The organism is Streptomyces iconiensis, assembly GCF_028657195.3.
GTDB lineage: Bacteria > Actinomycetota > Actinomycetes > Streptomycetales > Streptomycetaceae > Streptomyces > Streptomyces iconiensis.
Map to the genome: position 1 here is coordinate 50,138 of NZ_JANCPR020000006.1, position 25,909 is coordinate 76,046.

Below are 25,909 nucleotides of genomic sequence, written 5' to 3' on the forward strand. Positions count from 1 at the left end.
CCTCGGGGGACCCGGCCCTTCGGTGGAGCGCGTAAGGATCAGTAGACCGGCGTCAGGTACCACTGATGGGCGTCGTTCATGTTGTCGCAGTGGAAGCCCTTGATCTTGCCGTCAGCCTGGAGCGCCTCGCCCCAAGCCTTGCAGGACTTGAAGTTGGCGACCTTGACAGGGGTGCCGTCCGCGGCCTGCGCCGCCGTCGCTCCGGCACCGGCGAACGCCGCGATGCCGACCAGTGTGACAACAGCCCTGGTGAACTTCCTACGCACGTGTGTTTCTCCATTCGCAGCACAAATGATCTTGTCCAGCCTGCTCGGCCGTTACCGGGCGGGACATGGCGTTCGATGATCGCTGCGGCGGAAAAGTTCACGACAGTCCGAGAAGACTTCAGAACCCGACCACCATCCGGCACCCCCAGGGCAACCGCACCACCGACGGCAACCGAGCCCCACACGAAGAAGGCCCGGACCCCGTCGGGGATCCGGACCTTCATCCGTGCTGCTCAAGAGCGGTAGCGGTGGGATTTGAACCCACGGAGGAGTTGCCCCCTCACTCGCTTTCGAGGCGAGCTCCTTCGGCCGCTCGGACACGCTACCGAGAGGAACTCTAGCTCAAGGGCGGGCGTGGGTCGAAATCGGTATTCGGGGTGCGGAAGAAGCGGGTGAGGAGGGCGGCGGAGGCGTCGGGGAGCACGGCGTTGAGGACCTCGGGGCGGTGGTTGAGGCGCCGGTCGCGTACGAGGTCCCAGAGGGAGCCGGCGGCGCCCGCCTTGGGGTCGGGGGCGCCGTAGACGACGCGGTCGACGCGGGCCAGCACGGCGGCGCCCGCGCACATCGTGCAGGGCTCAAGGGTGACCACGAGGGTGCAGCCGGTCAGGCGCCAGTCGCCGGTGCCGAGGGCGCGGGCCGCCTCGCGCAGGGCGAGCAGTTCGGCGTGGGCCGTCGGGTCGCCCGTGGCCTCGCGGGTGTTGTGGGTACGGGCGAGCACCTGGCCCGTGGGGCCGCCGGGGCCGAGTACGACGGCGCCGACGGGAACGTCCCCGGTCCCCGGCGCCCGTACGGCCTCCTCCAGCGCGAGCCGCATGGGCCCGTGCCAGGGATCGCGTACGGGGTCGGGGAGCCGGGGGGCCTCCGGGGTGCCGGACGCCGGATCGTTCGCGGGGGTCATGGGAACAGTGTCGCGCTCGGCGCGGGCGTCAGCGGACGGCCTCCAGGACGTCCGTGCAGCCCAGCGCGTCGGCGACCTCGCTCAGGGCGTCCTCGGGTGTGAGTGACAGCAGGGTCTTGTCCTCCATTCCCAGGTCGGCGAGGATTCCGGCGTCACCGAGCGGGCCGGGGGGCGTCTCGGCGCCCTCGCTCCCGGTGGCGGCCTCCTCGTCGCCGTCCTGATCGGGCTCCCCGTCTTCGGTGCCGTCCAGGTCCACGAGTTGGTCCAGCGCGTCGGGGTCTTCGGGCTCCCGGCCCAGCAGTTCGTCCGAGAGCAGTATCTCGCCGTACGAACTGCGCATAGCGGCTGCGGCATCCGAGACGAAGACGCGGGGATCCTCCTCGCCGTCCACGCGGACGACGCCGAACCACCCGCCCTCCTGCTCGATGCAGACCAGCACTGTCTCGTCGTCGGTCGCGGCCTCCCTGGCCAGTTCGGCCAGATCGGCCAGGGTCTCCACATCGTCCAGCTCTGTGTCGCTCGCTTCCCACCCGTCTTCGGTGCGCGCGAGCAGCGCGGCGAAATACACCGTGACTCTCCCACTGATTCAAGAGGTGCCCGAGTGCTGACGAGGACCGTGCCCCCGCCCCATCGGAATCGTGGCAGAAACCCGGGCTGTGCGAAGGGTCTTCGACAGTGCGTCGTCGTGGTGATTGCGCGGACGCGGCCTGCGGCAACTCACCGTGACCCCTCGGGACTCACAGCGTCACGGCATGCTCGCCGTGCGCCGCCCCTTCACCACCGGAAGTTCCGCATCCGTACTGCCTGCTGACGCATGCGGGCCGCTCGCGCGCGGCGGGGCTGGACGCGATCGCGCAGCTCCCTCGCCTCGTTCAGCTCTCGGAGAAAGCGTGCCCTGCGGCGCAGCCGCTCGGCGTCGGTCACGCGGCGCCTGGCCTCCTGGACCGGGTCCTCCGACTTCCGCGCTCCTGTGGGCTCTTGCGGTTCTGTCATATGCACACCTCCGGCGTACCTGCCCACTTTCCCCCGTACGCCCGGCGTACGCCAGTGCGGACCGAACGGGCCCGGACGGGTCCTGCGCGCTGCGCCTCGGATACTGTCGACCCATGCGGACCCACGTCGTCGACCACCCGCTGGTGGCGCACAAACTGACCACCCTGCGCGACGCGCGCACCGAGTCCCCCACGTTCCGCCGTCTCGCGGACGAGCTGGTGACGCTCCTGGCGTACGAGGCCACGCGCGATGTGCGCGTCGAGGAGGTCGGGATCCGTACGCCGGTGACGGAGACCACCGGGGTGCGCCTGTCGTATCCGCGCCCGCTGGTGGTGCCGATCATCCGCGCCGGGCTGGGCATGCTGGAGGGCATGGTCCGGCTGCTGCCGACGGCCGAGGTCGGCTTCCTGGGGATGATCCGGGACGAGGAGACGCTGCAGGCGTCGACGTATGCGAACCGGATGCCCGACGATCTGTCGGGCCGCCAGGTCTACGTTCTCGACCCGATGCTCGCGACGGGCGGCACGCTGGTCGCCGCGATCAAGGAGCTGATCCGGCGCGGCGCCGACGATGTGACGGCGCTCTGCCTGCTGGCCGCGCCGGAGGGCGTCGAGGTCATGGAACGGGAGCTGGCCGGTACGCCGGTGACCGTGGTGACGGCCTCGGTGGACGAGCGGCTGGACGAGCAGGGCTTCATCGTTCCCGGCCTCGGCGACGCCGGGGACCGGATGTACGGCACGGCCGGCTGAGGATCCTGGCAGTCGGATTCCCCGTTCCCACTCCCGTTTCAGTGTTCTTGCGCCGACCGGGTCTCAGCAGCTGGCGGCGGGTGACGGCTGGGCCGTGGGCGCCTTGTCGGGCTGGGTGGTCCTGCCGAGCTTGGCCAGTGCCGCCGTCGCTGCCTTCTTCTTGGTGAGCTTCTTGAAGTCGTCGCCGAGTACGAGGTCCACATCCTTGCCGTCCCGCTCGACGAACTTGGTGTCGGCGCCGTCGAGCTGAGTACCCAGGACCTTCAGGCGTGCGGTGGTGTCGGAGCCAGGGGCCCCGACGAGCACGCCGGTCTTCTTGACCTTCTTGTCGAGCGCGGACGGCGCGTTGCCGATGTCGCCGATCTTGAAGCCGCGCTTCTTCAGTTCGTCCGACGTGGACTTGGCGAGCCCGCCGCGTGAGGTCGCGTTGAGAACGTTGACCGTGATGCTGCCGGGTTCGGGGAGCGCGCCCGGGGCGTGTCCCTTGTCCTTGCCGTCCTGGGCGCTGCCCTTGTCGCCCTTGCCGTTCTTCGCCGCCGTCGCGCTCTTGGACGCCTTGGGCGTCGTGCAGTCGGAGGGCTTGGCGCGGTCGTCGGAGGCGCTGGCCGAGCCGCCGCCCGCGAAGATGTCGATGAGCTGGACCGTCCCCCACCCGATCACGGCGACGGCGACGACCGAGGCGACCGAGGCGAGAATGATCTTTCCTCGCCCCCGGGACCTGCGCATACGTGGGTAACGGTCACCCTTGATGCGGTACTTGCCGCCCATGCCGGGAGGAGTGAGCATGCTCATGTGCGCAGCGTAATGCGCACAGGCGGCACTGCCTACTAAATGATCAATGGCTCGTTGTCACGCGCACCTGAACGGGCCAACCGGGTGCTCGGCTGCCGCTGTCAGTCCAGCTCCAGTACGCGTGCGTGCAGCACCTGGCGCTGCTGGAGCGCGGCGCGCACCGCTCGGTGCAGGCCGTCTTCCAGGTAGAGGTCGCCTTGCCACTTCACGACGTGCGCGAAGAGGTCGCCGTAGAACGTCGAGTCCTCCGCGAGCAGGGTCTCCAGGTCGAGCTGGCCCTTTGTGGTGACGAGCTGGTCAAGACGCACCGGGCGTGGGGCAACATCCGCCCACTGGCGGGTGCTCTCCCGGCCGTGGTCGGGGTACGGCCGCCCGTTTCCGATTCGCTTGAAGATCACACGGAAAGCCTACCGGGCCAGCGGTACCGGGCGCAGCCTTGTGACGATGGTGCAATCCAGTGGAATCCAGAAGAAAGCGGGCAGGCTGTCGGGGAATCGCCACGCGGGGGTGCGGTGCGCGGGTGCGTGCCGGGGTGCGCTCATAGTTATGCACAGGCTGTGGACAGCGAAGACGGAGCTGAGGGGTCCGCCTCCGCTGTCCGGTACTCGGTCAGCGGACGAGGCGTTCGCCCTTGTACAGCGCGGAGGTTGTGGCCTTTTTTGGGGCCTTTGCTCCTTCTGTGGCCTTTGCGCTCTCTGCGGGCTTCGCTTCCTCCAGGGTCTTCGGGTCCTTCGGGTCCTTCACTTCCTTCGGGCTCTCTGTGCTCTTGGTGTCCTTCGCCGTCACCTCCGGCAGGGAGCGGGTGTCCCATGCGTAGTGACCGACGGCGTTGGCGATGGCCTTCACGTTGGCGTCGAAGGCGCGCTTGCTGATGTTCTTGAGGGTGTCGCATGCCTGGTGGTAGCAGCTGTCGAAGGCGGTGCCCTCCGTACCGCCCCACAGCTTCCGCTGCTCGGCGGTCTTGACCTTCTCGGCGCCGGTGAAGGTGCCGCCCGAAGGGATGCCGGCCGCGATGAACGGGCCGTAGTCGGAGCGGCCGTCGAAGTCCGTGCCGCGCGTCTCCAGGCCGCGGGTGGCCAGGAAGTCGGACAGGTCCTTCTCCAGCTGGCCCGAGCCGGCGGGGCCCGGTCCGGAGCCTGTGCCGTCGGAGTCGTCACCGTCGTAGGCGAAGACTCCGAAGTTGGGGCTCGCGATCATGTCGAAGTTCAGATAGAGCTGGATCTTCTCGCGCTCGGCGGCCGGCAGCTTCTCGACGTAGTGCTCGGCGCCGAGCAGGCCCAGCTCCTCGGCGCTCCACAGCGCGAAGCGGACCTTGTTGGCGTGCTTGCCCTTGCGGTCGGCCTTGGCGAGCTGGAGCGCCGTCTCCAGGATTCCGGCCGAGCCGGAGGCGTTGTCGTTGATGCCGGGGCCTTCGGACACGGAGTCGAGGTGGGCGCCGAGCATCACCACGTTGTCGGGGTCGCCGCCGCGGGTCTCCGCGATGACGTTCGGTGTGGTGCGCTGCTCCTGGTGCTCGCGCAGCTCCAGGTTGATCGTGACCTTGCCCTCGTCGTTCTTGGCGACGAGCGCGGAGAGCGCTTCGCCGTCCGCCTTGGTGAGGCCGCCCGTGGGGACCCGCGCGTCGGTGGGGCTGCCCAGGGTGCCGTTCAGGGCGCCGTCGATGTTGTTGTAGATCACGGCGCCGACAGCGCCCGCCCCGGCAGCCGCTGCCTGCTTCTCGGCGAAGGAGCAGCCGCCGCGCTTGATGAGGGCGATCTTGCCGGTGAAGGTGCCGGACGCGTAGTCGGCCGCCTGGCAGCCCGGGCTCTCGTCGGCGCCGCCGCCGGACGGGGAGACCTCGGCCACCGGGGCTTCCAGGCCGCCCCTGGGCGTGCTCTTGGTGTACGTCATCAGAGTGATGGGGACGTCGCGCTGTTCCGGTTCGAGGACCTTGAGCTTCTCGGCGAGCGTCTCGCGGTAGGTGAACTCGAACTTCTGGTACGTGACCTTGTAGCCCGCTGCCTTCAGCAGCTTTCCCGCGTACTTCGCCGAGCGTTCGTGCCCGGCGAAGCCCGCTGCGCGGTTGCCCTTGCTGGCGTCGGCTATCGCCTGGAAGGCGCGCAGGTGCTTGCCCGCGCCCTGGGCGCCGGTCTTGTGGACCAGCTTGTGCGCCAGCTTCCTGCCTTCCTTGCCGGGGTCGTGGCCGCCGGACGCGGTCGCTGAGCCCGTCGAGGCGCTGAGGAGCAGCGGGGCCGCCAGTGCGGTCGCCGCGAGTGCCGCGACGGCTCTGGCCCGGGTGGCCCGCTTCGGCCGGGTGGGTCTGTTGCGGAGCGGTTCATGCACAGTCGTGGTCCTTCCGGTGTGACGGCAGGGACGGCACTGTTCGGCGTGGGGGGCTCCGTGTCCGGCTCGCGGACGCGCTGGCTCGGAAAACTAGCGTCCCGCGAGGCGGGCGGGAACGCCTGTTTTACGCATTGCCATCCGGGGCCCGTGCTGCTTGCGTGGCCGCGCTTGGGGGTACGCGTACCGCGGCGCCCCCTGTGCACGGGGGCGCGTCCCCCTACCACGGGAACGGTGGAGAAGAGGGCCGCGTTGGTAGCGTGTAGCGTCCGCATCAGCCTTTCGATGCCCTCGGCGCGTTCCACCCTCACTCCGCGCCCCTGATCAGGAGCCCTCCGTGACCCAACTCGCACTTGGACCAAGCTGGCTGGATCCGGATTTCCTCATCCAGACGTTCGGCCCGATCGGGATTCTGGCGATCGTCTTCGCGGAGTCGGGTCTGCTGATCGGCTTCTTCCTGCCGGGTGACTCGCTGCTGTTCACCACGGGTCTGCTGATCGTCACCGATCAGTACCTGCACCTGCCGCTGTGGCTGATGTGCCTGCTGATCGTGATCGCGGCGGTCCTCGGTGACCAGGTGGGATACCTGTTCGGCAAGAAGGTCGGGCCCTCGCTCTTCAAGCGACCTGACTCGCGCCTGTTCAAGCAGGAGAACGTCGAGAAGGCGCACGAGTTCTTCGAGAAGCACGGCCCGAAGTCCCTGGTGCTGGCGCGGTTCGTGCCGATCGTGCGGACGTTCACGCCGATCATCGCCGGTGTGAGCGGGATGAGGTACCGGTCGTTCGTCCTGTTCAACATCATCGGCGGCACGCTCTGGGGAGCGGGAGTCACGCTTCTGGGCGCCGCGCTCGGGCAGATCGAGTTCGTGCACAAGAACATCGAGGCGATCCTGGTGGGGATCGTCCTGCTGTCGGTCGTGCCGATCGCCATCGAGTATCTGCGCGCCCGCAGGAAGAAGCCGGCCGCCGACGCAGGGGCTGCGGGTCCCCCCGCTCCTCCGCTGGGGGCCACGCAGGAGGCGGGAACGCTGCCTCCCGGCCCGCCCGGTCCTCCTCCGCCCGCGCCCGGTGCTCCCGGAACCGCCGGGCCTCCCGGTGCCCCCGGCCCGCCCGGGCCTCCGCCGCCCGCACCGCCCGCGGCGCCGCAGAACCGTAACGGGCGCGGACGGCACGCGCGGCGGTAGCCGCCCCCCGTCTACGTGAACCGGCGGTGCGGGACACCCTGTGAGGGCGTCCCGCACCGCCGGTTCCGTTTTTTGGCGTGGTGGAGCGGTGGAGGGCTGACGGGGGGCGGGCTAGCGGGAGTTGGCGGGTTCCGCTTCTTTCCTGTGCTCCGGTTCCTCCGGGGTCAGGCCGGCGGGGAGGAGCCTGGCCAGCCAGTGGGAGCGGCCCGCGGCGAGGGGGGCGACCACGGCGAGGATGAGGACGTAGCCCGCGATGAACGGGGACAGCCGGTCGTCGAGCCCCGCGACGGCGGCCATCGTGGCGAGGATGAGCGCGAACTCGCCCCGTGCCAGCAGGGTGGTGGCGACGTTCGCCGCGGGCTGCGGACCGAAGCCGTAGACCTTGGCAGCGCACAGGCCCGCGAACACGTTCATCAGGATGGTCAGCGCGACGGCGATCAGAACGGGCCACAGCACGACCGGCAGGTCGCCCGGGTCGATGGAGAGCCCGAAGCCGAAGAAGAAGATCGCGCCGAACGCGTCACGCAGCGGGTGCACCAGTTCGCGGATGCGTTCGCCCGACGTGGTGTTGCCGAGCATCAGGCCGACCATGAAGGCGCCGATCGCGTCCGCGACCCCGAACTCCTCGGCGATGCCCGCTACCAGTACGGCCGCTCCGAGGAAGGAGATGACGAGCAACTCGTCGTCCTTGGTGTCGAAGAGCTTGCCGATCACCTTCGTACCGAAGCGCGCCGCGAGGGCCAGGACCAGCAGGAAGCCGAATGCCTTGCCGATCTGGAGCATGGCCGAGCCCATGCTGTCGGCGCCCGCGAGCACGGGCTGGAGCGCCGCGAGATAGAGGGCGAGGAAGACGTCCTCGACGACGATGATGCCGAGGATCGGCTTGGTCTCGGGGTTGCCGATGCGGTTCAGGTCGACCAGCGTCTTGGTGACGATCGCCGAGGAGGAGATGCCGAGCACCCCGGCGAGTACGAGCGCCTCGGAGGTGCCCCAGCCGACGGCGAAGCCGAAGGCGAGGCCCGCTCCCACGTTCAGTACGAGGTAGAGGCCGCCGGCGAGCGCCATCTTCTTTCCGCCGGACTTGAGGTCGTCCATATGGAACTCAAGGCCGAGGTAGAAGAGCAGCAGTACGAGGCCGAGTGCGGAGAGCATCTCCAGGTCGTGCGGGTCGCTCAGGAGCACGAAGCCCGGGGTGTTGGGGCCGAGAAGTATCCCGGCGAGGATGAAGAGCGGGATGGTCGGCAGGCCGATGCGGTTGCCGAGCCGGGCCAGGACGGCGGCGGCGACGAAGGCGCCGCCCATGGCGAGCAGGGTGTCGGCGTGGCCCATGGGTCACGCCTCCCTGGGGAGATGAGCGGTTATCGGGGACAGGGGCGCTGCGGGGTGGCCGGTGTGGCCGGGCGTCGACAAGCGGATGGCTCCTCCTGGGCGTCCGGTACTCAGTCAAGAGAGCGTCAAAAAAGCGTTAATAGTTAGTTTACCAAAGGACTATTCGGGCTCCGGGCGCAACGGGAGCACGGCGGTCCCGGAGGCACACGAAAAGAGCCCCGTCCCGCTCCGACGGGGGCGGAGCGGGACGGGGCGTGGGGGGTGGTTTCCGGGGGTCTCTCAGCCCCTCGCGGCGCGTAGCCGCAGGAAGCCCCGCTTGGCCCAGGGCCACAGGAGCAGCGCGGCGATCGCCGCGTAAACCACAAGGGAGAACGGGGTGTTGACCAGTCCCGTGATGCTACCGTCGCTGATCTGGAGCGCCCTGCGCAACTGCTGCTCGGCGGAAGGGCCGAGGATGACGCCGATGATGGCGGGCAGTACGGGGAGCCCGTAGCGGCGCATCATCAGGCCGATGAGCCCGATGATGAGAAGGATCACGAGATCGATCGCCTCCCCGCCCACCGCGTAGGCGCCGACGGCGGCGAAGAAGAGAATGCCCGCGTACAGATACGGGCGCGGTACGCGCAGCAGCTTCGACCAGACAGGCGCCAGCGGCAGGTTGAGGACGAGCAGCATCACCATGCCGACGAACAGCGAGGCGATCAGCCCCCAGACCAGTTCGGGCTCGCGCTCGAAAAGCAGCGGTCCCGGCTGGATGCCGTACTGCTGGAAGGCGGCCAGCATGACGGCCGCGACCGCCGTCGTCGGCAGCCCGAGCGTCAGCATCGAGACGAGCGTGCCGGCGGCGGAGGCCGAGGCCGCGGACTCGGGGCCGGCGATGCCCTCGATGGCTCCCTTGCCGAACTCCTTCTTGTGGCGGGACAGGCGCTTCTCGGTGATGTACGAGAGGAATGTGGGGATTTCGGCGCCTCCGGCCGGGATCGCCCCGAACGGGAAGCCGATCACCGGTCCGCGCAGCCATGGCTTCCAGGTGCGGCGCAGTTCCTCGCGGCCCAGCCAGGGCCGCCCGACCGGTATGGACTCCCCGCCGCCGCGCCGCAGGTGAGCCGCCACCCACAGCGCCTCGCCGATGGCGAAGAGGCCGACGGCGACGATCACGACGTCGATGCCGTCCGAGAGCTGAAGGCTGCCGAACGTGAGGCGCTGCTGGCCCGTCATCTGGTCGAGTCCGACCAGCCCGATGGTGAGGCCGATCAGCAGGGAAGCGAACCCGCGTACCCGGGAGGAACCGAGGACCGAGGTCACCGCGATGAAGGCCAGGACCATGATGGCGAAGTAGTCCGGAGCGCCGATGTCCACGGCGAGTTCGGCCACCGTGGGTGCGAGGACCACCAGCAGCGACGTACCGATGATGCCGCCCGCGAAGTGGCCGATGGCGGCGGCGGCGAGCGCCTGGGAGCCGCGCCCTGCCTTGGCCATCGGGTTGCCCTCGATGGCGGCGATCACCGCGGAGCTCTCACCCGGGGTGTTGAGCAGGATCGAGGTCGTCGAGCCGCCGAACATCCCGCCGTAGTAGATCCCCGCGAACATGATGAAGGCGCCCGTCGGATCGAGCCCGTAGGTCACCGGCAGCAGCAGCGCGACGGCCATCGCGGGGCCGATGCCAGGCAGCACACCGATGGCCGTTCCGAGCAGCACGCCGAGCGCTGCCCACAGCAGGTTGAGCGGCGTCAGCGCCGTACCGAAGCCGTCGATCAGGGAGTTGAGGGAGTCCATGGGTCAGAGCACTCCCATCAGGGGGCCGCCGGGAAGAGGGACGCCGAGCAGGGTGTGGAAGAGGACATAGGTGCCCAGCGAGATCCCGGCCGCGATGAGCGGATCGCGGGTGAAGGTGTGGGTACGGCTGCCGAGCGTGAAGGCCGAGCCCCAGAACAGGAGCGCGCCGGCCAGCGGGAAGCCGATCGGTTCGATCAGTGCGGCGAACGCGAGGAAAACGCCGACAAGTAGTGCGACGGTTCGCCAGTCGCCTGGCTCGTCCTTTACTGGGGCCCCTTCTGCCCCGGCCCTCTTGGTCTCTGCGGCCCCTTCGGCTCCTTCCGTCTCTTCGGGCCCGTCCGGCCCGCCGGCTCCCTCGGTGTCGCCACGGCCGCCGCGCAGCACGTCGACGGCGAGGACGAGCGCGACGACAAGCAGTGCGACGCCGACGACGAGCGGGACCGTGCGCGGCCCCACGGGCCCGCGTACGGAGGCGACCGTGTCCATGGTGAACGCGTCTGTGAGGACCAGTACGCCGACCACCAGGAGCAGCCCGCAGACGCCGAGTTCGGAACGCCCCTGCCAGCGGGAGGGGCGGGGGCGCTCCGGCTGACCGGATTCCTGGGGGCTGCCCGGCGGGGTTCCCGGAGTGGGTTCCGTGCTCACCCTCGTTCTCCGTTCGCTTCTGCGCCCGCGCGGCTGTGTGCGGCTCTCGTCGCTGTCCGGCCCGTGTGGCCTGTCTGTCTTTCCTGCCCTGTATGTCCTGTGTGCTCTGTGCGCCTTGCCTGCGGCCCGGCAGTCGCGCGTGCGGCGCTCACTGGCCCAACTCCTTCAGGACCGTGTCCACGCGCTTGTCCTCTCTGGCCAGGAAGCGGCCGTACTTGTCGCCGGAGAGATAGGCGTCGTCCCAGCCGTTGACGCGGAGGGACTTCTTCCACTCCTTGGATCCGCGCAGCTCACGTACGAAGTGGGTGAGCTTGGTGCGCTGGGCATCCGAGAGGCCGGGTGGGGCCATGAGGCCGCGCCAGTTGGTGAACACGACGTCCAGCCCCGACTCTTGGAGGGTGGGCGCGTCGAATCCCTTGATCCGCTTCTTGCCGGTGACGGCGAGCAGCCGCAGCTCGCCCGACTCGATCTGGTCGCGGTACTCGCTGATGCCGGAGACGCCGAACTTGACCTTGCCGCCGAGTACGGAGGCGAGCAGCTCGCCGCCGCCGTCGAAGGGGACGTAGTTGACGGACTTGGGCGCGATACCGGCTGCGCGCGCCATCATCATCGGGGCCAGGTGGTCGGGGCCGCCCGCCGAGGAACCGCCGCCGACGGGGAGGGAACGGGGCTTCTTCTTCCAGTCGGCGAGCAGTTGGTCGAAGGTCTTGTACGGGGAGTTCTTGGCGACCACCACGATGTTGGGCTCTTCCACGAGCCGTGCGACGGGGGTCGCGTCGGCGAGCGTGGAGGGCGACTTGTTGGTGTGGACGGCGCCGACGACGCCGAGGCCCATGGACATGGTGAGCTTGCCGTTCCCGCGCTCGTTGACGAGCCGGGAGAGGCCGACCGTGCCGCCGGCTCCGGGGAGGTTGAAGACCTCGATGTTGTGGTTGAGCCCGGCGTCCTCGGCGTTCTTGGCGGCCGTGCGTGCGGTGATGTCGTAACCGCCGCCTGGGGTGTTGGGCACCATCATCCGCAGGCCGGGGATGTTGGTGCCGGTGTCGGCGCCGCTGCCCGTGGTGATCAGCGGTGGGACGACGAGCAGCACCATGCCGGCGGCGAGTGGGGCGAGCAGAGTGCGCGGGCGCAGCGGACACACCGCCTTTCGACGGGACGGGGAGTGTGGCGGCCCATATGCTGCCCCGCCTGCCGGGCGGTGTCTGCCCGCGTGCAGAAAGAAAAAGTATTGGTCGTTGTGGTCATTGTGGTCACGCGCGGGACGTCCCCTGGCGTGTGGCTTTCTCTGCGGGTCTGCGGCTCCGCGGGTCCGCGGTCGCGGGGAGTCGGAGGGGTGGAGGGGTGGAGGGGTCGAACTAGCCTTCCGCCAGCGCGGGGCAGGCTCTGATCGCCTCGTCGACCGAGGCGTGGGGAGGAAGGACTTCCATCAGGTCGAGTGTGCGCAGCAGTCTGCCGATCGGTCGGGGAGCGCAGGCGAGCCCGAGCCAGCCCCGTTCCGCGTGCGCCTTCGCACGTGCGTGCAGCAGGACCCGGACCGTGGCGCAGTCGGCGAACGTGACCGCGCACAGGTCCACGACGACGTAGGGCGGGGTACGGGAGGAGAGGGCATGGGACAGAGCGGACTCCAGTGGGGGGAGCGTGGCGATGTCCAGCTCTCCCCCGGCCCGTACCAGGCGGAAGCCTTCGCGGTCGGGAGGAGTGGGGGTGCGGGAAACAGCGGCCATGAGGAGCCCCTTCGGCCGATGAGCGTGCACGGCGAGCGCCGTGCCGGGCGGCCGGGGTCTGGGGCCGGACTGGCACTGTAGGTGCCGTGCCCTCATGAAGCAGGTGGAGAACCGATACCGCTGGATTTCGCCCCCGCTAACTCATTCGATGGGGTGACGTACAGCGGAAACGGGCACTCGGAGAGGCCGGGACAGCTACGGGCACGGGAGTTGGAGCAACTCCGGGTGCGGCGGGCCGTATCCGTTCACCCGGGGGGCGCGCTCGGTGACGAGTGAGCGAGGACCGCGCTCCGCTTCCACCGCTACGCTCACGACAGCGAGCCCCGCTCCGGCGGCACGCACACCGCAGCGAGAGGGGGAGGGCGACGATGGTGGCCAGCTCCGGGATGGCCGCGCTCCTGCACGGCCTCCGGAACCCCACGGACGCTTCCCTCCTCATCGGAGGTGACCCCGACGCCTGCGCCGCCGTGCTCGGCGTGGACGGAGCGGCCGTCTCGGTCGCCTCGGACGGGCGCCAGAGCGAACTCGTGTGGTATTCACCGGGGGTGAGCGCACGCTTTGACGACCTTCAGTTCACGCTGGGGGAAGGGCCGGGCGTGGACGCTTTGAGTACGGGGTCGCTGGTGCTGGAGCACGATCTGACCCGGGTCGAGCCGTCCCGGTGGGCCGTGCTGCTCCCGGAGGCGGCTGCCCTGGGTGTGGCCGCCGTCTTCTGCTTCCCGTTGCGGATCGGAGCCGTGCGCGTGGGTGCCCTCACCCTGCAACGTGCCGTCCCGGGGCCGATGGCGGATGCGGCGATGGAGGACGCGCTCGTGCTCGCTGCCGCGCTCACCTCGGTCGTCCTGGACGGCGGCGCGCGGCCGGGTGTACTGGAGGAACAGGACGCCGGGCTGCACAGGGCGGTGGTCCATCAGGCCGGGGGCATGATCAGTGTGCAGGCGGAGGTGCCCGTGGCTCAGGCACTTGTGCTGCTGCGCGCATACGCGTACCGCCATGACCGGTCGGTCATGGCGGTCGCCGAAGACGTTGTGGCGCGACGCCTGCGCTTTCGAGACGGCGGAATGGGACGTGACCCGTCCGCCGACGTGAGGGGATGACGAAATGGCACGCGAAGAAAGCGTGTTGGAGGCAATGGTCGAGGCGATCGACACGCTGACCGAGGACTTCGACGTGATCGACTTCCTGCACCGGCTCTCGGGACGGTGCGCCGAACTGCTCGATGTCACGGAGGTCGGCATCGTGATCGCGGACCAGTACGGCGTGCTCAGGACCATCGCGGCCTCCAGCGAGCGCACCAGGCTGCTCGAACTCTTCGCGCTCCAGCACGAGCAGGGGCCCTGCGTGGACTGCTACCGCAGCGGCGCAGCCCGTATGGACATCGACCTGACCTCCCCGGAGGCGACGGCCAGCTTCGGCAACTTCGCCGAACGGGCCCGCGAGGCCGGGTTCGTGACGGCGCACGCACTGCCGATGCGGCTGCGGAACCAGACGGTCGGCGCCATGGCGCTCTTCCACACGCGCGCCAGCTCCCTCGCACCCGCCGACGCACGGGTGGCGCAGGCGCTGGCCGATGTGGCGACGATCGCGATCCTCCAGCAGCGCACTCTCACTCAAACGAGCCAGGAGAAGGCGCAGCTCCAGCACGCGCTCAACAGCCGTATCGCCATCGAGCAGGCGAAGGGCGTGCTGGCCGAGCGCTGGAACATCAACCTGGACGAGGCGTTCGACGTGCTGCGCTCCTACGCCAGGCCCCGCCATGTACGGATCACGGAGGTCGCCCAGCAGGTGGTCGCCGGGTCCCTGAGCGCGCGGGACCTGCGGGCCTGACAGGCACTTACGGGGGTCGGCGCGTGGCCTGCGCGCGGCACGGGCCGGGGCGCCGCACACGGGCCTGCCGCGCGGCACGGGCCGGGGCGCGGCCCGTGCGCGTCGCGGGGTGTGATGTCGGTTCAGTTCGCGACGTAGCGCGCGAGGTGGTGGGCCGTGCGGGTGTCCGCGGTGGCGATCAGGTCGGCGGGGGTGCCGGCGAAGACGATCTCGCCGCCGTCGTGGCCGCCTCCGGGACCGAGGTCGATGATCCAGTCGGCGTGCGCCATCACGGCCTGGTGGTGCTCGATGACCACCACCGAATTGCCGTCCTCGACCAACCTGTCCAGCAGCGCGAGGAGTTGGTCGACATCGGCGAGATGCAGACCCGTCGTCGGCTCGTCCAGGACATAGGTGGACGCCTTCTCGGACATGTGGATGGCCAGCTTCAGCCGCTGGCGTTCGCCGCCCGAGAGGGTGTTGAGCGGCTGGCCGAGACGCAGATAGCTGAGGCCCACGTCCGAGAGGCGGTCGAGGAGCGTACGGGCCTGGCCCGAGGGGAAGAAGTCGCGGGCCTCGGCGACGGACATGCCCAGGACCTCGCTGATGTTCTTGCCGCGCAGCGTGTAGGTCAGCACCTCTGCCGTGAAGCGTTTGCCCTCGCACTGCTCGCAGACCGAGGCCACACCGGCCATCATCGCCAGGTCGGTGTAGACGAGCCCGATGCCGTTGCAGTTGGGGCAGGCACCGGCCGAATTGGCCGAGAACAGCGCCGCCTTGACGCCGTTGGCCTTGGCGAAGGCATTACGGATGGGGCCCAGCAGTCCCGTGTACGTGGCCGGGTTGCTGCGCCGGGAGCCGCGGATGGCGGACTGGTCGGCGACCAGCACGCCGTCCCGGCCCGCGAGATAGCCGTGGATCAGCGAAGTCTTGCCCGAACCCGCCACGCCCGTGACGACGGTGAGCACGCCGAGGGGTATGTCGACGCTCACGTCCTTGAGGTTGTGCAGCCCCGCGCCGCTGATCGACACCGCGCCCTTGGGCTCGCGCACGGTCTCGCGCAGCGCGGCGCGGTGGCCCAGATGGCGGCCGGTGAGGGTGCCGGAGGCGCGCAGGCCCTCGACATCCCCCTCGAAGCAGAGCGTCCCGCCGTCGGCGCCGGCGCCGGGACCGAGGTCGACCACGTGGTCGGCGATGGCGATGACCTCGGGCTTGTGCTCCACGACCAGCACGGTGTTGCCCTTGTCGCGCAGCCGCAGCAGCAGGCTGTTCATGCGCTGGATGTCGTGCGGGTGCAGGCCGATGGTCGGCTCGTCGAAGACGTAGGTCACATCGGTGAGGCTGGAGCCGAGGTGCCGGACCATCTTGACCCGCTGGGCCTCGCCTCCGGAGAGAGAGGAGGAGGTGCGGTCCAGGCTGAGGTAGCCCAGCCCGATCTCGACCAGCGAATCGAGCGTGTGGCGCAGCGAGTTCAGCAGCGGTGCGACGGACTCGTCCTCGATGCCGCGTACGAACTCCGCGAGGTCGCTGATCTGCATCGCCGAGCACCGCGCGATGTTCACCCCGTCGATCGTGGACGAGAGCGCGGCGGCGCTGAGGCGGCTGCCGCCGCATGCGGGGCAGTCGGTGAAGACGACCGCGCGGTCGACGAATTCGCGGACGTGGCTCTGCATCGAGTCCCTGTCCTTGGACAGGTAGGTGCGCTGCACACGGGCGATCACACCGTCGTAGGTGAGGTTGGTGGTTCCCACCTTGACCTTCGTCGTCGGCTTGTACAGGAGCGCGTCCCACTCCTCCTGGGTCAGGTCGCGCACCTTCTTGTCCGGGTCGAAGAAGCCCGAGCTGACCATCACCTGCCAGTACCAGGAGTCCACGGCGAAGCCGGGCGCCTTGATCGCACCCTCGCGCACGGACAGATCGCGGTTCACGATCTCGTCCACGTCGATCGCCGACGCCTGGCCCAGCCCTTCGCACTCGGGACACATGCCCTCGGCGCTGTTGAAGCTGAACGCGGTGGAGGTGCCGATGTGCGGGGTGCCGAGGCGGCTGAAGATGATGCGCAGCATCGTGTACGCGTCGGTCGCCGTGCCCACCGTCGAGCGGGAGTTGGCGCCCATCCGCTCCTGGTCGACGACGATCGCGGCGCTGAGATTGCGCAGCGAGTCGGTGTCGGGCCGGCCCAGGCTCGGCATGAACGACTGCACGAACGCGGTGTACGTCTCATTGATGAGCCGCTGCGATTCGGCCGCCACCGTCCCGAAGACCAGGGACGACTTCCCCGACCCCGAGACCCCGGTGAAGACGGTCAGCCTGCGCTTCGGTATGTCGAGTGAGACGTTCCGCAGGTTGTTCTCGCGTGCCCCCCTGACCTCGATCACGTCATGGCTGTCGGCTGCGGTCCGTACGGGCGGGCTGGACGGATCCGTCGGCATGCCTGCTCCCTGCTTCCTGCTTGCGCGGTGAGCTTGCGAGCCTAGACGCGACCACTGACAACGGGCCCTGAGCTGGGGAGTGTTCAGCCCCTTCTGCTGGTGTCGCGCTTCGGGGGAGACCGCGCTGCAGGCCCGTGTACTACCGGCATGCGGTGCCCGGCCGACCGCGACAGGGGTGCCGCCCGACGAGCGGGCAGCACCCCTGTGGGTGTGGCGCGGCTTTACCGCTTGGCTACCGCATGGTTACTGCATGGCCAGCTCCGGAGTGGTGTTCCAGTAGGAGACGGTGGACTCGTCGCCGAGGGCGAGGCCGGCGCCGGGCGCTGTGAGGGTCGCGGTGGCGCCGGTGCCCTGCTGGTTCCGGTTGGCCAGCTCGACGGTGAGCTTCTTCTCGCGGTGCATGTCGGCGCCGTTGCCCTCCTCCAGGCCGAGCGAGGCGTAGGCGGACTTGCCAGGCTCCAGCGAGACGACGGACTGGGGCTTGCCGCCGCCGACGGCGATCGGGGACTGGGCGTTGGGGTAGCCGACGAAGGGGTAGCCGTACAGGTCACAGCGGGTGCTGCCGGAGTTGGTCGCCTTGAGCAGGATGACCGGCATGCTGCCACCGGTCTGCTGGAACCGGACGGTCGTGGTGGCGACGGTGCACGTGGTGCGCTTGACGTTCGAGGCGGCTCCCTCGGTCTGCGTGTCCACCTTGCCGTTGCCGCCGTTGCCTCCGCTCTGCGTGCCGCCGTTGCCCGATCCACCGCCGTTGCCCGACGTACCGGATTCGGTCGACCCTGAGCCGGTCGAGCCGGAGTCCTTCGTGTCGGAGTCCCCCGAGCCCGAGTCCTTCGCGCCCGATTCCTGCGTCGGTGCCGCGGAGGACGAGGAGCCGGCGTCGTCGTCCTTGCCGCCGCCCTGGCAGGCGGTCAGCGAGAACGCGGCGGCTGCGGCCACGGCGACGAGGCCGGCGGTACGGACGGTGCGGCGGGTGCGGCGAACGGTCTTCACGAGATCCCCCATGGGTGTCGGGTGCGGCATGGGCCGCCCGCTTCCCTGGGCGTCCCCGGCCGGAGTCAGGCTCACTGGTCGGTACGTGCAGTGAGATGACGGCCGACCGGGGTTTGTTCACGGGATTGTGTCCGCACTCTGTAACAGGCAGTCGGGCCTCGCCACCGTGCGTTGGGGCGCCCCTCGCGGTTCGGGGGTGGGCTTCATGTGTGGGATGTGCGCACGCCCCTGATGAACGTGTTCCAGGCGGTGGGGGAGAAGGCGAGCGGGGTTCGGGCGGGGTCTTTGCTGTCCCGGATCGGGATGTTGTCTTCGGGTGCGTGCGGCGGGGCCCATTCGATGCACTGGCCGCCGTCGCCGTCGCCGTCGCTGTAGCTCGACTTGGTCCAGTCGTGTTTCTCGTCCATGGGGTTCTGCTACCCATGAAAATGCCCCGCCACTGTGCGGTGGCGGGGCCTCAGTTGTGGGCGGGGCGTTCACACCTCGGATGTGCGTACGCCCTTGATGAATGCGCTCCAGGCGGTGGGGGAGAAGGAGAGCGGGGTCCGGGAGGTGTCCTTACTGTCCCGGACCGGGACGCTGCCTGCGGACGCGTGCGCCGGGGCCCACTCGACGCACTGGCCGCCCTGGTTGTCGCTGTAGCTGGAACTGATCCACTGCGTGGCGGGCATGCTCACTCCTGACGGCGCTGATGTTGGCAATGGAATCATGCGGGCTCAGTGAACATGCCCGCAAGTGATCAAAGTTGCCGACGGCGTTGGTAATTGTTCGCTCTGCGTCGTACGCCCTTCCGCCCTGTGGCCCCTCCACATAGACCACTGGCTTACCATCCGGAAGCTCCAGCACGGTGTACGGCGTACCGAAGGCATAGGAGGTCGCGGAGTTCGGAAGAACTTGCACGACAAGGGTCCGGTGTCTCTTCAACTGGCACAAGATGGAGTCCAGTTGCCCGGCCATGACGCGAGCCGATCCCACTCGGGTCCACAGGCTCGCCTCGTGCAGTACAACCCACACCCGAGGCGGATCTGGACGCTCCAGGATCTCTCGCCGACCCATGCGGCTGGTTACCTGAGCTTCTAGTTCTTCCTCCGATGGGGGGTCCCACCTTGCCTGGAGTACGGCCCGCGCATAGCTCTCCGTCTGGAGCAGGCCCATGATGTGAAGGGCCGAGAAGTCGCGGATGGAGGACGCCTCCCACTCCGCGTCGATGTACGGCGCGAACCAACTCGGGTGCTCCCCCTCGGTGATCCGCTTGAGCTGGCGAGCGAACAAGTCCCCGGTGCCGAATGCCCTGTCGCATCCCTCGGCGAACCGTTCGGACGGGGCGACGAGACCCGCCTCCACCTTGCTCACGTGTCCTTCGCTGTACCCGGCACTTCTGCCCAGGTGCTTCTGTGTGAGCCCGCGCGCTAGGCGCACCCGTTTGACGTCTTCCCCGAATGAGGGAGGCACGGCCTTATGCAAGGCCGCGCTCCCGCGCTTCTTTCCTGGCACCGCTGAACAGCTCCCATGCCTGTGAGAGGTGGTGTGCCGCCATACGTGGCACTTTCACGTTTCCGCGCAAGTGAGGTCATCGTAACCACGGGCGTGTTGTCCTCGCTACACAGCGTGAAAGGACTTGACATGCCAACTGACTCCATCCAGGCGTCAGATGACGCGGTGTCGGAGCTACGGGCCGCCCTCGCGGACGTAGGAGTGATCCTGCCGTCCCTCGGCGTGGACCCCGTCGGTGTGGCCGCCGAAGGTGGTGAGCCGCCGTTGATCGTGCTGGGCCGGTGTACGGCCGGTACCGCGTGGGCGCTGGTCGCCGCGCTCAAGGGGGCGGCGGGGTGAGCGGGGACCGGGTGGCCGCCGGGCTGGTGGTCGCGGCGGTGGTGGACGAGTTGGCGGCGGCGTTGGTCGCGTTGGAGTGCCCGGCGGACGTGACCGTACGCGGTGGGGAGGGGCCGCTCGGCGGGGTCGTTCTTGTGGTGGGCCTCGCGGTGGGGGACGCGGCGCGGCTCGCGTTGGGGCTCAAGGAGTGGGAGGCGGCGAATGGGTAGCCGGATGACGCTCCGGGTGGGGAAGGTCGGTCCGGACGGGGTGGTGGAGTTCGGGCCGGTACGGGTGGTCAGCGTGGAGCCTGATCCGACCGGGTGGCGCGCGGACGTGGGCCGGTTTCCGCCGTGCGCGTGTCCGCGACACCGTGCGGACCCGTATCAGGGGGAGCGGCCCGTGCGGACGGTCGCCGAGTGGTGGGCCTGGACGCGCCGTTGAGGCGGAGCCTCAATGGGCGCGGGGGCTGTGAGACTCGTGGCGCCTCGGCGCCGTGCGCCGAACTCAGAGCTCGGGGGCGTGCGGCGGCAGCCGAAGCGCTTCCGGGGCGGGGGCAGCGAGCAGGGCGTCCGCGAGGGCGCCCTCCTCGGGGTCCTCGCCTTCCAGGGCGTGCGGTATGCGCACGTACGCCTCGTAGCCGCGCGGTACGAGGGAGCCGGCCACATGGCGTGCGAAGTCGCGGATCTCCGTGGTGAGCCAGGCATGCTCCGCAGCGGGCAGCTTGCGTACGGGGGCCAGGGGTGCGGGCACGGAGAGGGGCTTCGTGCGGCCAGTAGGCGAGCGCGTGCGGGGCGGATTCACGCGGTTTATGGGCGGCTGCGGGGGCCGTCGGGGTGGGCTGCCGCGCTCACCAGCAGTTCGGAGCCGAGCGGGGTCAGGGTGTGGTGGGCTGTGCGGCCCGTACGGTGCGTCGCGACGAGTCCGACGCGGCGCAGTACGGTCGCGTGTTCGCTGGCTGACGCGGGCGACAGGCCCGCGCGGCGCGCGAGCTGGCCCGTGGAGACGCCGTCGGCGATCACCTCCAGTACGGCGGCGCGGCTGTGCCCGAGCAGCGCGGCGAGCCCGGTGTGCGGCCCGTTCAGGGAGGTGAGGGGGTGCGATGCGGCCTCGTAGTAGAGCGTCGGCTGGTCGTCGGAAGGGTCGCACGGGATGTACGAGGAGAACGCCGCGGGCGCGAGCAGCAGCCCCCGTCCGTCCAGGTGGTAGTCCTGGAGATCGCCCGGCATCTCGATCTCCAGTACGGGCGGGCGCCAGCGCATGCCGGGCCGCAGGGAATTGAGCACTACTTCGATGCCGCCCTCGCGCAACTGGCGTGCCCGTAGGGCGTGATCAGCCCCGAGCGCGCGGGACAGGCCGCGCCAGTAGGGCGCGACGGCGACACGGTGGTAGGCGCGGATCGACCCGGCCAGCCGCGTGGCAGCGGCACGGTCGCCGTCGGCCAGGTCGTGCGTCCAGGCGGGCAGGGCGCGGTGTGCGGCGACGTACGCCAGGTCGCGGCGCAGGGCGACGCGCGGGGTCGACAGCAGTCTGTCCAGCTCCTCCTCCAGCGAGGGCAGCCCCTCGTGCGGGCGGAGGAAGCGGGGCACGGGGTGGGACGCGGCACCGGCCGTGAGCGCGCCGAGCGCCCCCGCCTCGGGCGGGACCCCCGCGGCCCGTACCGCTCTGCGCCACAGGTCGAGCCCCGGCGTCCCGGGTCCGTGCGCGAGGCGGTGGATGCTGAAGGTGACGGCGGCGAGCGGGCTGGGCGCCGGTGCGAGCCGGGTGCGTGCCAAGTCGCTGACCGTGAAGTGAATCCGCATCCTTGTTCTCCTCCCGCATTCCGGAAGTCCCGTAGGTGCTCCGTTCGTTCGGTGCCCTATGGTCGCCCGTTGCTCCGTTCGTACAGCCGCCTGTGTGCATCTTCCTCCGAGAACCTTCGGACAGGGCCGAAATGTCTTCCATGGGCGGCCGGTTCGGGCCACCGTGGCGGCGGGGGAACAGAAGGAAAGCGGGAGGAGTGGCGATGGACACGGTGGACCGGCGGGCACGTGTGCTGACACGGGGTACGAGGGTTGTCACTGTGGCGGCCTGCGCGGCGGCGCTCCTACTGGTCGCTTCCGCCGGTGCCGGGGCACGGGGAACCGGGGACGTCGGCGGCGTCCCCGGTGAGGGCTCCGGCTGGCACGGGCCCGTCGTCACTCATCCCGCGCAGCCCAACGTCGACTCTCCGCGCGGCGCTGTGTGCCCGTTCCCGGTGAAGGGGCGGTTCCCGGTCGTCGACATGACGCAGAAGACATGGTTCAACGACGCCGGGGACCCCGTCTACGCGATCGTCAGCGGGCCCCTCGTGATGGACGCGACCAACCTCGACACGGGCAAGACCGTACGCCGCGACATCTCGGGAACCGGCACCCTCTCGTATCCGGAACCCGGCTCGGACACGCACATACTCTCCGGCGGCGACTGGGGCACGTTGCTGCACACGGGCGACCGTCCCGTGCACAACAAGTGGCTGATCTCGCGCGGCTTCATGGCGGTGAAGTATACGGAGTCGGGCGGCACGACACAGCGCGAACTACTCGCGCTCGAAGGACGCTACGAGGACCTGTGCAGGACGCTCGCCGGGCGTCCCAAGGACTGAGGCTCCGGGCGCTGCGACGCCGAACGGGTCACCAGCCCGTGAGCAGCAAGTGGTTGACCAGTAGTGCGACGGTTGCCTGCGCCGCCAGCCACCAGCGGATGCCGCGCACGGGCAGCAGCGCGGCGCAGGGGAGCAGCCACAGGGCGAAGGGCAGCCAGATGCGTTCCGTCTCGGCCTTGCTCATTCCCGAGAGATCGGCGACGGCGACGGTGACCAGCGCGGCCAGGGCGAGCAGGACGAGGCGGTCCCGCGCGGTGTCGTGCCCCCGGCGCAGCCGTACGAGCGCGTGCGGGCCTCCTGAGAGCGCACGCCGCAGCCCTGCGGCCGAGGCGAGTCCGACGACGGCCACGGTGCAGGCGGGATTGGCCCACACCCAGTAGCCGTACGGTCTGATGGCGGCGGCGCCCTGGTAGTAGCGCTCGTGCAGCAGGTTGAACCCCTCCCACCAGTTGAAGCCGGCGAGCGAGAAGGCGAGGGCGACGGCCGCCACTCCCCCCAGCGCGTACGGCAGGGGGCGCGCGTTGCGTGCAAGGAGCAGCACGGTTGCGGCGATGAGGGCGCACAGGGTGAGCCCGTAGGAGAGATAACAGGTCAGGCCGCCGAGCAGCCCGGCGCACAGCGCGGCGGCGCGCGGCACCCTGGTCGCGCCGGTCGCTGCCAGCGCCAGCAGCGCGAGGGACCAGGCGGCGACGCCTGCGAAGTAGCCGTCGGCGGAGACGCCCATCCACACGGCGCCGGGTGCCAGCACGAGGAACGGCGCTGCGCGACGGGCCCGTTCCTCGTCGGTGAGGACGCGTACGGCGATCAGGAGCGCGGCAGCGGCCGAGGCGCCGACGGTGACGCACCAGGCGGCTGCCCAGGCGCCCCCGCCGAGGCCGACGCGGTCGAGCCCCACGAAGGTGAGCACGGCGGCCGGCGGGTGACCGGCCACGTGCGGGGGCCAGTTGGCCGGCGCGTCCAGCAGGATGTGGTCCGTGAAGCCGCGCAGCGCGGCGCCGGCGTCGGCGAAGCGGTCGATCACCGTCAGGTACTCGTACCGCGTCGTGAGCCGCTCCGCCACGCCGCGCCGGGGGCCGTCGATCAGGGCCAAGAACCACGTCCATGCCATCGCGGCGCCCCAGCAGCCCAGTACGAGCCTCCGCCACGGCAGCCGCGCGGCGAGCGCCGGGCCGTGGAGAACCACGGCGGCTGCGAGCAGCAGCGCGGCCGGGGTACCGGGGCCGAGGTGCGGCTTCCAGCGGGCGTAGAAGGGCGGCCAGCCCACGCGCAGGGTGCCGTGCTCCGCCTCGATGGCCGAGCCGATGAGCACCGCGACCGTGACGAGGAGCAGCGCCGATCCGGCGGCCAGGAGATCCGGGACACGGGAGGGCGCGGGACCGCTGCCGGCTTCGCCGAGGACGTGGGGGCGGCCGGAACCGCCGGACTCGTGGCGTCCGTTGGGTCCCTGGCGCCTGTTGGGTGCGTCGGGTGCGTCGGGTGCGTCGGGTGCGTCGGGCCCGCTGTGTTCGTCGGGCCCGCTGTGTTCGTCGGGCCCGCTGTGTTCGTCGGATTCGTCGGATTCGTCGGGTCTGTCGGGCCCGCTGTGTTCGTCGGGTCCGTCGGGTCCGTCGGGGAGCGGGCCCGACGCGGCATCGGTGGCGGAGCCAGGGGCGGGGTGGGGCCGGGAAGGGGCGTGAGGGCCGGTACGGGGGTCTGCTGGCACATCGGCACGGTAGGGCGTGGGTGAGGGCTGCGGAGGGGGCACGCGGAGGACGTCAGCGTTTCGTCATGGGTCGTGACGCCGCCGCACGGGTCGTTGCCGCATACCGTCGCGGCATGGGTGAAACCCGGACCCTCCCCTCGGATCCCCGCTTCTGGCGCAGCCCGCTGCGCGGCCCGTGGCTGACGGCCGTGCTCGGCACCGTGCTGCTGGGCGGCGTCACGCTGCTGTTCGTCACGGGCCTGCTCTCGTACGCCGCGTACAACCCGGGCCTCTCCCCGGTGAACGACAAGACGCCGGGGCGCGGGCTGCTCGGCTTCTTCCTGTTCCCCTGGCCGACCGACCCGCACTGGCTCTACCGGCTCACCCAGGGCCTGCATGTGACGGTCGGTGTCGCGCTCGTACCGGTGCTGCTGGCGAAGCTGTGGTCGGTGATCCCGAAGCTGTTCGCGCTGCCGCCCGCGCGTTCCGCCGGGCACGCGCTGGAGCGGATCTCCCTGCTCCTGCTGGTGGGAGGCGCGCTGTTCGAGTTCGTGACGGGACTGCTGAATGTGCAGCTGGAGTACGTCTTCCCCGGCTCGTTCTATCCGCTGCACTTCTACGGTGCCTGGGTGTTCGCCGCCGCGCTCGTCGTCCACGTAGCGCTGCGGTTTCCGCGTGCCGTACGGGCACTGCGCGGTGGACTTCCGCGCGGCCCAGCGCCCGAACCCGACTTGGGGACGGGGCTGGTGGCGCCACGCCCCGCGCCGGCCACCCTCTCGCGGCGCGGCGCGCTCGGCCTGGTCGGCGGGGGCTCGCTGCTGCTGTTCGGGGTGACGGCGGGCCAGAGCATCGGCGGTCCTCTGCGTCACACGGCGCTGCTGGCACCGCACGGTGGCGGGAACCCGGGCGGCGGTCCCGGCAGCTTCCAGATCAACAAGACCGCGGCCTCCGTCGGCGTGACGGCGCGGGGGACGGGAGCGGACTGGCGGCTGCTCGTGACGGGCGCCAACGGTCGTGAAGCGCGGCTCTCACGAGAGCAGTTGCTCCGGCTGCCGCAGCACGAGGCGGCCCTGCCGATCGCCTGTGTGGAGGGCTGGTCCACCTCCGACCAACTGTGGCGGGGCGTGCGGCTGCGTGACCTGGCGGCGCTGGCCGGGTACGGCGGGGCACCCGATGTGCTGGTGGAGTCGCTTCAGCGCCACGGGTCGTTCCGCTCCGCCGCACTCCGCGACAACCAGGTGCGCGATCCGCGCGCGCTGCTGGCCCTGCGTGTGAACGGCGACGAGTTGACGCTCGACCACGGCTACCCGGCGCGCATCATCGTGCCCGCCGCACCCGGGGTGCTCAACACCAAGTGGGTGGCCGCGCTGCGCTTCGGCGGCGTTCCATGAGGGCGCCGCAGACCGGGGGACTGTTCCGGCGGTGGTACGGGGAGAGCCCGTGGCAGTGCGCACTACTGGTGGCCTCGTTCGTGCTGACCGGTTACGCGGGCGTACGGCTGCTCGACGGGGACACCCTGGGTGTCCTGGTCTGGTTCGTGGGAGCGGCGCTCCTGCACGACCTGGTGCTGCTTCCGCTCTACTCCCTGGCCGACCGGCTGCCCCGGCTCGCCGGGCCCTACGTCAACTATCTACGGGTGCCGGCCGTGCTGTCCGCGCTGCTGCTCCTCGTATGGTTCCCGCTGATCAGCGGCCCGCCCGCGCGGTACGAGGGCGCTACAGGGCTGCCCGGAGGCGGCGGCTTCGCGCTGCGCTGGCTGCTGATCAGCGCGGCCCTGTTCGCGCTCTCGGGCCTGCTTCTGTTCACCAGTAGAGCGCGGCTACGGCGTGCGTCCGCGCGGGCACGGCACAGGTCCCGCTCGGGCGGGCGCGAGGTGGTGTGATGACCA

28 protein-coding genes, 1 tRNA gene and 1 pseudogene are annotated in these 25,909 nt (G+C 70.2%); 9 read left to right on the forward strand and 21 right to left on the reverse strand.

Translation table 11 applies throughout. The features are described 5' to 3' along the window. Positions 1 to 38 precede the first annotated feature (38 nt). The 5 genes from NMN56_RS07480 to NMN56_RS07500 all read right to left on the reverse strand — a co-directional run bounded on the left by NMN56_RS07480 (position 39) and on the right by NMN56_RS07500 (position 2,157). Positions 39 to 266, reverse strand: coding sequence for a hypothetical protein (locus tag NMN56_RS07480; protein ID WP_274044480.1), 228 nt, complete (start codon positions 264 to 266; stop codon positions 39 to 41). A gap of 240 nt (positions 267 to 506) precedes the next feature. Then, positions 507 to 593 (reverse strand) — tRNA-Ser (locus tag NMN56_RS07485). Between the two features lie 10 nt (positions 594 to 603). After that, positions 604 to 1,164 (reverse strand): nucleoside deaminase, encoded by a 561-nt coding sequence (locus NMN56_RS07490; RefSeq protein ID WP_274044479.1) that lies wholly within the window; start codon positions 1,162 to 1,164, stop codon positions 604 to 606. 28 nt (positions 1,165 to 1,192) lie between these two features. Further along, positions 1,193 to 1,732 (reverse strand): tRNA adenosine deaminase-associated protein, encoded by a 540-nt coding sequence (locus NMN56_RS07495; protein ID WP_274044478.1) that lies wholly within the window; start codon positions 1,730 to 1,732, stop codon positions 1,193 to 1,195. A 206-nt stretch (positions 1,733 to 1,938) separates the two neighbouring features. Then, positions 1,939 to 2,157 carry a hypothetical protein gene (locus tag NMN56_RS07500; protein ID WP_274044477.1) on the reverse strand — a complete coding sequence of 73 codons (219 nt, stop codon included), beginning with the start codon at positions 2,155 to 2,157 and terminating at the stop codon, positions 1,939 to 1,941. A 113-nt stretch (positions 2,158 to 2,270) separates the two neighbouring features. Between NMN56_RS07500 and upp the strand changes: the two genes are divergently transcribed. After that, positions 2,271 to 2,906 carry a uracil phosphoribosyltransferase gene (upp, locus tag NMN56_RS07505; protein ID WP_274044476.1) on the forward strand — a complete coding sequence of 212 codons (636 nt, stop codon included), beginning with the start codon at positions 2,271 to 2,273 and terminating at the stop codon, positions 2,904 to 2,906. 63 nt (positions 2,907 to 2,969) lie between these two features. Here upp and NMN56_RS07510 read toward each other — a convergent pair whose 3' ends face one another. The 3 genes from NMN56_RS07510 to NMN56_RS07520 all read right to left on the reverse strand — a co-directional run bounded on the left by NMN56_RS07510 (position 2,970) and on the right by NMN56_RS07520 (position 6,020). Beyond that, positions 2,970 to 3,698 (reverse strand): LytR C-terminal domain-containing protein, encoded by a 729-nt coding sequence (locus NMN56_RS07510; RefSeq protein ID WP_274044475.1) that lies wholly within the window; start codon positions 3,696 to 3,698, stop codon positions 2,970 to 2,972. Positions 3,699 to 3,799: 101 nt separating this feature from the next. Continuing rightward, complete coding sequence (locus NMN56_RS07515) at positions 3,800 to 4,096, reverse strand: type II toxin-antitoxin system VapB family antitoxin (protein WP_003999914.1); 297 nt, start codon at positions 4,094 to 4,096, stop codon at positions 3,800 to 3,802. 211 nt (positions 4,097 to 4,307) lie between these two features. After that, positions 4,308 to 6,020 carry a M28 family metallopeptidase gene (locus NMN56_RS07520; protein WP_274044473.1) on the reverse strand — a complete coding sequence of 571 codons (1,713 nt, stop codon included), beginning with the start codon at positions 6,018 to 6,020 and terminating at the stop codon, positions 4,308 to 4,310. Between the two features lie 334 nt (positions 6,021 to 6,354). Between NMN56_RS07520 and NMN56_RS07525 the strand changes: the two genes are divergently transcribed. Next, entirely contained in the window at positions 6,355 to 7,200 is an 846-nt protein-coding gene (locus NMN56_RS07525; RefSeq protein ID WP_274044472.1) for a DedA family protein, read from the forward strand. Positions 7,201 to 7,311: 111 nt separating this feature from the next. Here NMN56_RS07525 and NMN56_RS07530 read toward each other — a convergent pair whose 3' ends face one another. The 5 genes from NMN56_RS07530 to NMN56_RS07550 all read right to left on the reverse strand — a co-directional run bounded on the left by NMN56_RS07530 (position 7,312) and on the right by NMN56_RS07550 (position 12,674). Then, positions 7,312 to 8,502, reverse strand: coding sequence for a cation:proton antiporter (locus NMN56_RS07530; protein WP_274044552.1), 1,191 nt, complete (start codon positions 8,500 to 8,502; stop codon positions 7,312 to 7,314). 306 nt (positions 8,503 to 8,808) lie between these two features. Beyond that, the gene (locus tag NMN56_RS07535) at positions 8,809 to 10,305 is read right to left on the reverse strand and encodes a tripartite tricarboxylate transporter permease (RefSeq protein ID WP_274044471.1); all 1,497 of its coding nucleotides are present in this window, start codon (positions 10,303 to 10,305) and stop codon (positions 8,809 to 8,811) included. A gap of 3 nt (positions 10,306 to 10,308) precedes the next feature. Further along, positions 10,309 to 10,950, reverse strand: a complete 642-nt coding sequence (locus NMN56_RS07540) for a tripartite tricarboxylate transporter TctB family protein (RefSeq protein ID WP_274044470.1) — start codon at positions 10,948 to 10,950, stop codon at positions 10,309 to 10,311. A gap of 148 nt (positions 10,951 to 11,098) precedes the next feature. Then, on the reverse strand, positions 11,099 to 12,082 hold the full coding sequence (locus NMN56_RS07545) for a Bug family tripartite tricarboxylate transporter substrate binding protein (RefSeq protein WP_274044551.1): 984 nt from the start codon (positions 12,080 to 12,082) through the stop codon (positions 11,099 to 11,101). 223 nt (positions 12,083 to 12,305) lie between these two features. After that, a complete protein-coding gene (locus NMN56_RS07550; protein ID WP_274044469.1) occupies positions 12,306 to 12,674 on the reverse strand; it encodes an STAS domain-containing protein in 369 nt (122 codons plus the stop codon). A 368-nt stretch (positions 12,675 to 13,042) separates the two neighbouring features. Here NMN56_RS07550 and NMN56_RS07555 point away from each other — a divergent pair, with 368 nt between their 5' ends. After that, positions 13,043 to 13,771 carry an ANTAR domain-containing protein gene (locus tag NMN56_RS07555; protein WP_274044468.1) on the forward strand — a complete coding sequence of 243 codons (729 nt, stop codon included), beginning with the start codon at positions 13,043 to 13,045 and terminating at the stop codon, positions 13,769 to 13,771. A 4-nt stretch (positions 13,772 to 13,775) separates the two neighbouring features. Next, on the forward strand, positions 13,776 to 14,501 hold the full coding sequence (locus tag NMN56_RS07560; RefSeq protein WP_274044467.1) for a GAF and ANTAR domain-containing protein: 726 nt from the start codon (positions 13,776 to 13,778) through the stop codon (positions 14,499 to 14,501). Between the two features lie 122 nt (positions 14,502 to 14,623). On the opposite strand, the gene NMN56_RS07565 is transcribed toward NMN56_RS07560, so the two are convergent. The 5 genes and pseudogenes from NMN56_RS07565 to NMN56_RS07585 all read right to left on the reverse strand — a co-directional run. Beyond that, a complete protein-coding gene (locus NMN56_RS07565) occupies positions 14,624 to 16,912 on the reverse strand; it encodes an excinuclease ABC subunit UvrA (protein WP_274044466.1) in 2,289 nt (762 codons plus the stop codon). 243 nt (positions 16,913 to 17,155) lie between these two features. Beyond that, entirely contained in the window at positions 17,156 to 17,935 is a 780-nt protein-coding gene (locus tag NMN56_RS07570; RefSeq protein ID WP_274044465.1) for a DUF4232 domain-containing protein, read from the reverse strand. 173 nt (positions 17,936 to 18,108) lie between these two features. Continuing rightward, on the reverse strand, positions 18,109 to 18,312 hold the full coding sequence (locus tag NMN56_RS07575; RefSeq protein WP_274044464.1) for a DUF397 domain-containing protein: 204 nt from the start codon (positions 18,310 to 18,312) through the stop codon (positions 18,109 to 18,111). A 69-nt stretch (positions 18,313 to 18,381) separates the two neighbouring features. Beyond that, the gene (locus NMN56_RS07580; protein ID WP_274044463.1) at positions 18,382 to 18,576 is read right to left on the reverse strand and encodes a DUF397 domain-containing protein; all 195 of its coding nucleotides are present in this window, start codon (positions 18,574 to 18,576) and stop codon (positions 18,382 to 18,384) included. A gap of 31 nt (positions 18,577 to 18,607) precedes the next feature. Further along, a pseudogene (locus NMN56_RS07585) lies at positions 18,608 to 19,399 on the reverse strand (helix-turn-helix domain-containing protein); the annotation flags it as partial. Between the two features lie 129 nt (positions 19,400 to 19,528). Between NMN56_RS07585 and NMN56_RS07590 the strand changes: the two are divergent. Both NMN56_RS07590 and NMN56_RS07595 read left to right on the forward strand, forming a co-directional pair. After that, the gene (locus NMN56_RS07590; RefSeq protein ID WP_274044462.1) at positions 19,529 to 19,738 is read left to right on the forward strand and encodes a hypothetical protein; all 210 of its coding nucleotides are present in this window, start codon (positions 19,529 to 19,531) and stop codon (positions 19,736 to 19,738) included. Continuing rightward, the gene (locus tag NMN56_RS07595; protein ID WP_274044461.1) at positions 19,735 to 19,947 is read left to right on the forward strand and encodes a hypothetical protein; all 213 of its coding nucleotides are present in this window, start codon (positions 19,735 to 19,737) and stop codon (positions 19,945 to 19,947) included. The genes NMN56_RS07590 and NMN56_RS07595 overlap by 4 nt, the downstream gene beginning before the upstream one ends. A gap of 277 nt (positions 19,948 to 20,224) precedes the next feature. On the opposite strand, the gene NMN56_RS07600 is transcribed toward NMN56_RS07595, so the two are convergent. After that, positions 20,225 to 20,470, reverse strand: coding sequence for a hypothetical protein (locus tag NMN56_RS07600; protein ID WP_274044460.1), 246 nt, complete (start codon positions 20,468 to 20,470; stop codon positions 20,225 to 20,227). 56 nt (positions 20,471 to 20,526) lie between these two features. Further along, entirely contained in the window at positions 20,527 to 21,519 is a 993-nt protein-coding gene (locus NMN56_RS07605; protein ID WP_274044459.1) for an ArsR/SmtB family transcription factor, read from the reverse strand. 203 nt (positions 21,520 to 21,722) lie between these two features. On the opposite strand from NMN56_RS07605, the gene NMN56_RS07610 reads away from it, so the two are divergent. After that, the gene (locus NMN56_RS07610) at positions 21,723 to 22,340 is read left to right on the forward strand and encodes a hypothetical protein (RefSeq protein WP_274044458.1); all 618 of its coding nucleotides are present in this window, start codon (positions 21,723 to 21,725) and stop codon (positions 22,338 to 22,340) included. A 28-nt stretch (positions 22,341 to 22,368) separates the two neighbouring features. Here the strand turns inward: NMN56_RS07610 and NMN56_RS07615 are convergent, their stop codons facing one another. After that, on the reverse strand, positions 22,369 to 23,688 hold the full coding sequence (locus NMN56_RS07615) for a hypothetical protein (RefSeq protein ID WP_274044550.1): 1,320 nt from the start codon (positions 23,686 to 23,688) through the stop codon (positions 22,369 to 22,371). 467 nt (positions 23,689 to 24,155) lie between these two features. On the opposite strand from NMN56_RS07615, the gene NMN56_RS07620 reads away from it, so the two are divergent. Both NMN56_RS07620 and NMN56_RS07625 read left to right on the forward strand, forming a co-directional pair. Beyond that, positions 24,156 to 25,412, forward strand: a complete 1,257-nt coding sequence (locus NMN56_RS07620) for a molybdopterin-dependent oxidoreductase (protein WP_274044457.1) — start codon at positions 24,156 to 24,158, stop codon at positions 25,410 to 25,412. After that, positions 25,409 to 25,903 carry a hypothetical protein gene (locus tag NMN56_RS07625; RefSeq protein ID WP_274044456.1) on the forward strand — a complete coding sequence of 165 codons (495 nt, stop codon included), beginning with the start codon at positions 25,409 to 25,411 and terminating at the stop codon, positions 25,901 to 25,903. The genes NMN56_RS07620 and NMN56_RS07625 overlap by 4 nt, the downstream gene beginning before the upstream one ends. Positions 25,904 to 25,909 lie beyond the last annotated feature (6 nt).

Excerpts from the sequence above, each read along its gene's own strand:
- NMN56_RS07490 (WP_274044479.1), bottom strand. The coding sequence starts at position 1,164 with ATGACCCCCGCGAACGATCCGGCGTCCGGCACCCCGGAGGCCCCCCGG.
- NMN56_RS07500 (WP_274044477.1), bottom strand. The coding sequence starts at position 2,157 with ATGACAGAACCGCAAGAGCCCACAGGAGCGCGGAAGTCGGAGGACCCG.
- upp (WP_274044476.1), top strand. The coding sequence starts at position 2,271 with ATGCGGACCCACGTCGTCGACCACCCGCTGGTGGCGCACAAACTGACC.
- NMN56_RS07510 (WP_274044475.1), bottom strand. The coding sequence starts at position 3,698 with ATGAGCATGCTCACTCCTCCCGGCATGGGCGGCAAGTACCGCATCAAG.
- NMN56_RS07530 (WP_274044552.1), bottom strand. The coding sequence starts at position 8,502 with ATGGGCGGCGCCTTCGTCGCCGCCGCCGTCCTGGCCCGGCTCGGCAAC.
- NMN56_RS07535 (WP_274044471.1), bottom strand. The coding sequence starts at position 10,305 with ATGGACTCCCTCAACTCCCTGATCGACGGCTTCGGTACGGCGCTGACG.
- NMN56_RS07550 (WP_274044469.1), bottom strand. The coding sequence starts at position 12,674 with ATGGCCGCTGTTTCCCGCACCCCCACTCCTCCCGACCGCGAAGGCTTC.
- NMN56_RS07555 (WP_274044468.1), top strand. The coding sequence starts at position 13,043 with ATGGTGGCCAGCTCCGGGATGGCCGCGCTCCTGCACGGCCTCCGGAAC.
- NMN56_RS07560 (WP_274044467.1), top strand. The coding sequence starts at position 13,776 with ATGGCACGCGAAGAAAGCGTGTTGGAGGCAATGGTCGAGGCGATCGAC.
- NMN56_RS07565 (WP_274044466.1), bottom strand. The coding sequence starts at position 16,912 with ATGCCGACGGATCCGTCCAGCCCGCCCGTACGGACCGCAGCCGACAGC.
- NMN56_RS07570 (WP_274044465.1), bottom strand. The coding sequence starts at position 17,935 with ATGCCGCACCCGACACCCATGGGGGATCTCGTGAAGACCGTTCGCCGC.
- NMN56_RS07575 (WP_274044464.1), bottom strand. The coding sequence starts at position 18,312 with ATGGACGAGAAACACGACTGGACCAAGTCGAGCTACAGCGACGGCGAC.
- NMN56_RS07580 (WP_274044463.1), bottom strand. The coding sequence starts at position 18,576 with ATGCCCGCCACGCAGTGGATCAGTTCCAGCTACAGCGACAACCAGGGC.
- NMN56_RS07590 (WP_274044462.1), top strand. The coding sequence starts at position 19,529 with ATGCCAACTGACTCCATCCAGGCGTCAGATGACGCGGTGTCGGAGCTA.
- NMN56_RS07605 (WP_274044459.1), bottom strand. The coding sequence starts at position 21,519 with ATGCGGATTCACTTCACGGTCAGCGACTTGGCACGCACCCGGCTCGCA.
- NMN56_RS07610 (WP_274044458.1), top strand. The coding sequence starts at position 21,723 with ATGGACACGGTGGACCGGCGGGCACGTGTGCTGACACGGGGTACGAGG.
- NMN56_RS07620 (WP_274044457.1), top strand. The coding sequence starts at position 24,156 with ATGGGTGAAACCCGGACCCTCCCCTCGGATCCCCGCTTCTGGCGCAGC.
- NMN56_RS07625 (WP_274044456.1), top strand. The coding sequence starts at position 25,409 with ATGAGGGCGCCGCAGACCGGGGGACTGTTCCGGCGGTGGTACGGGGAG.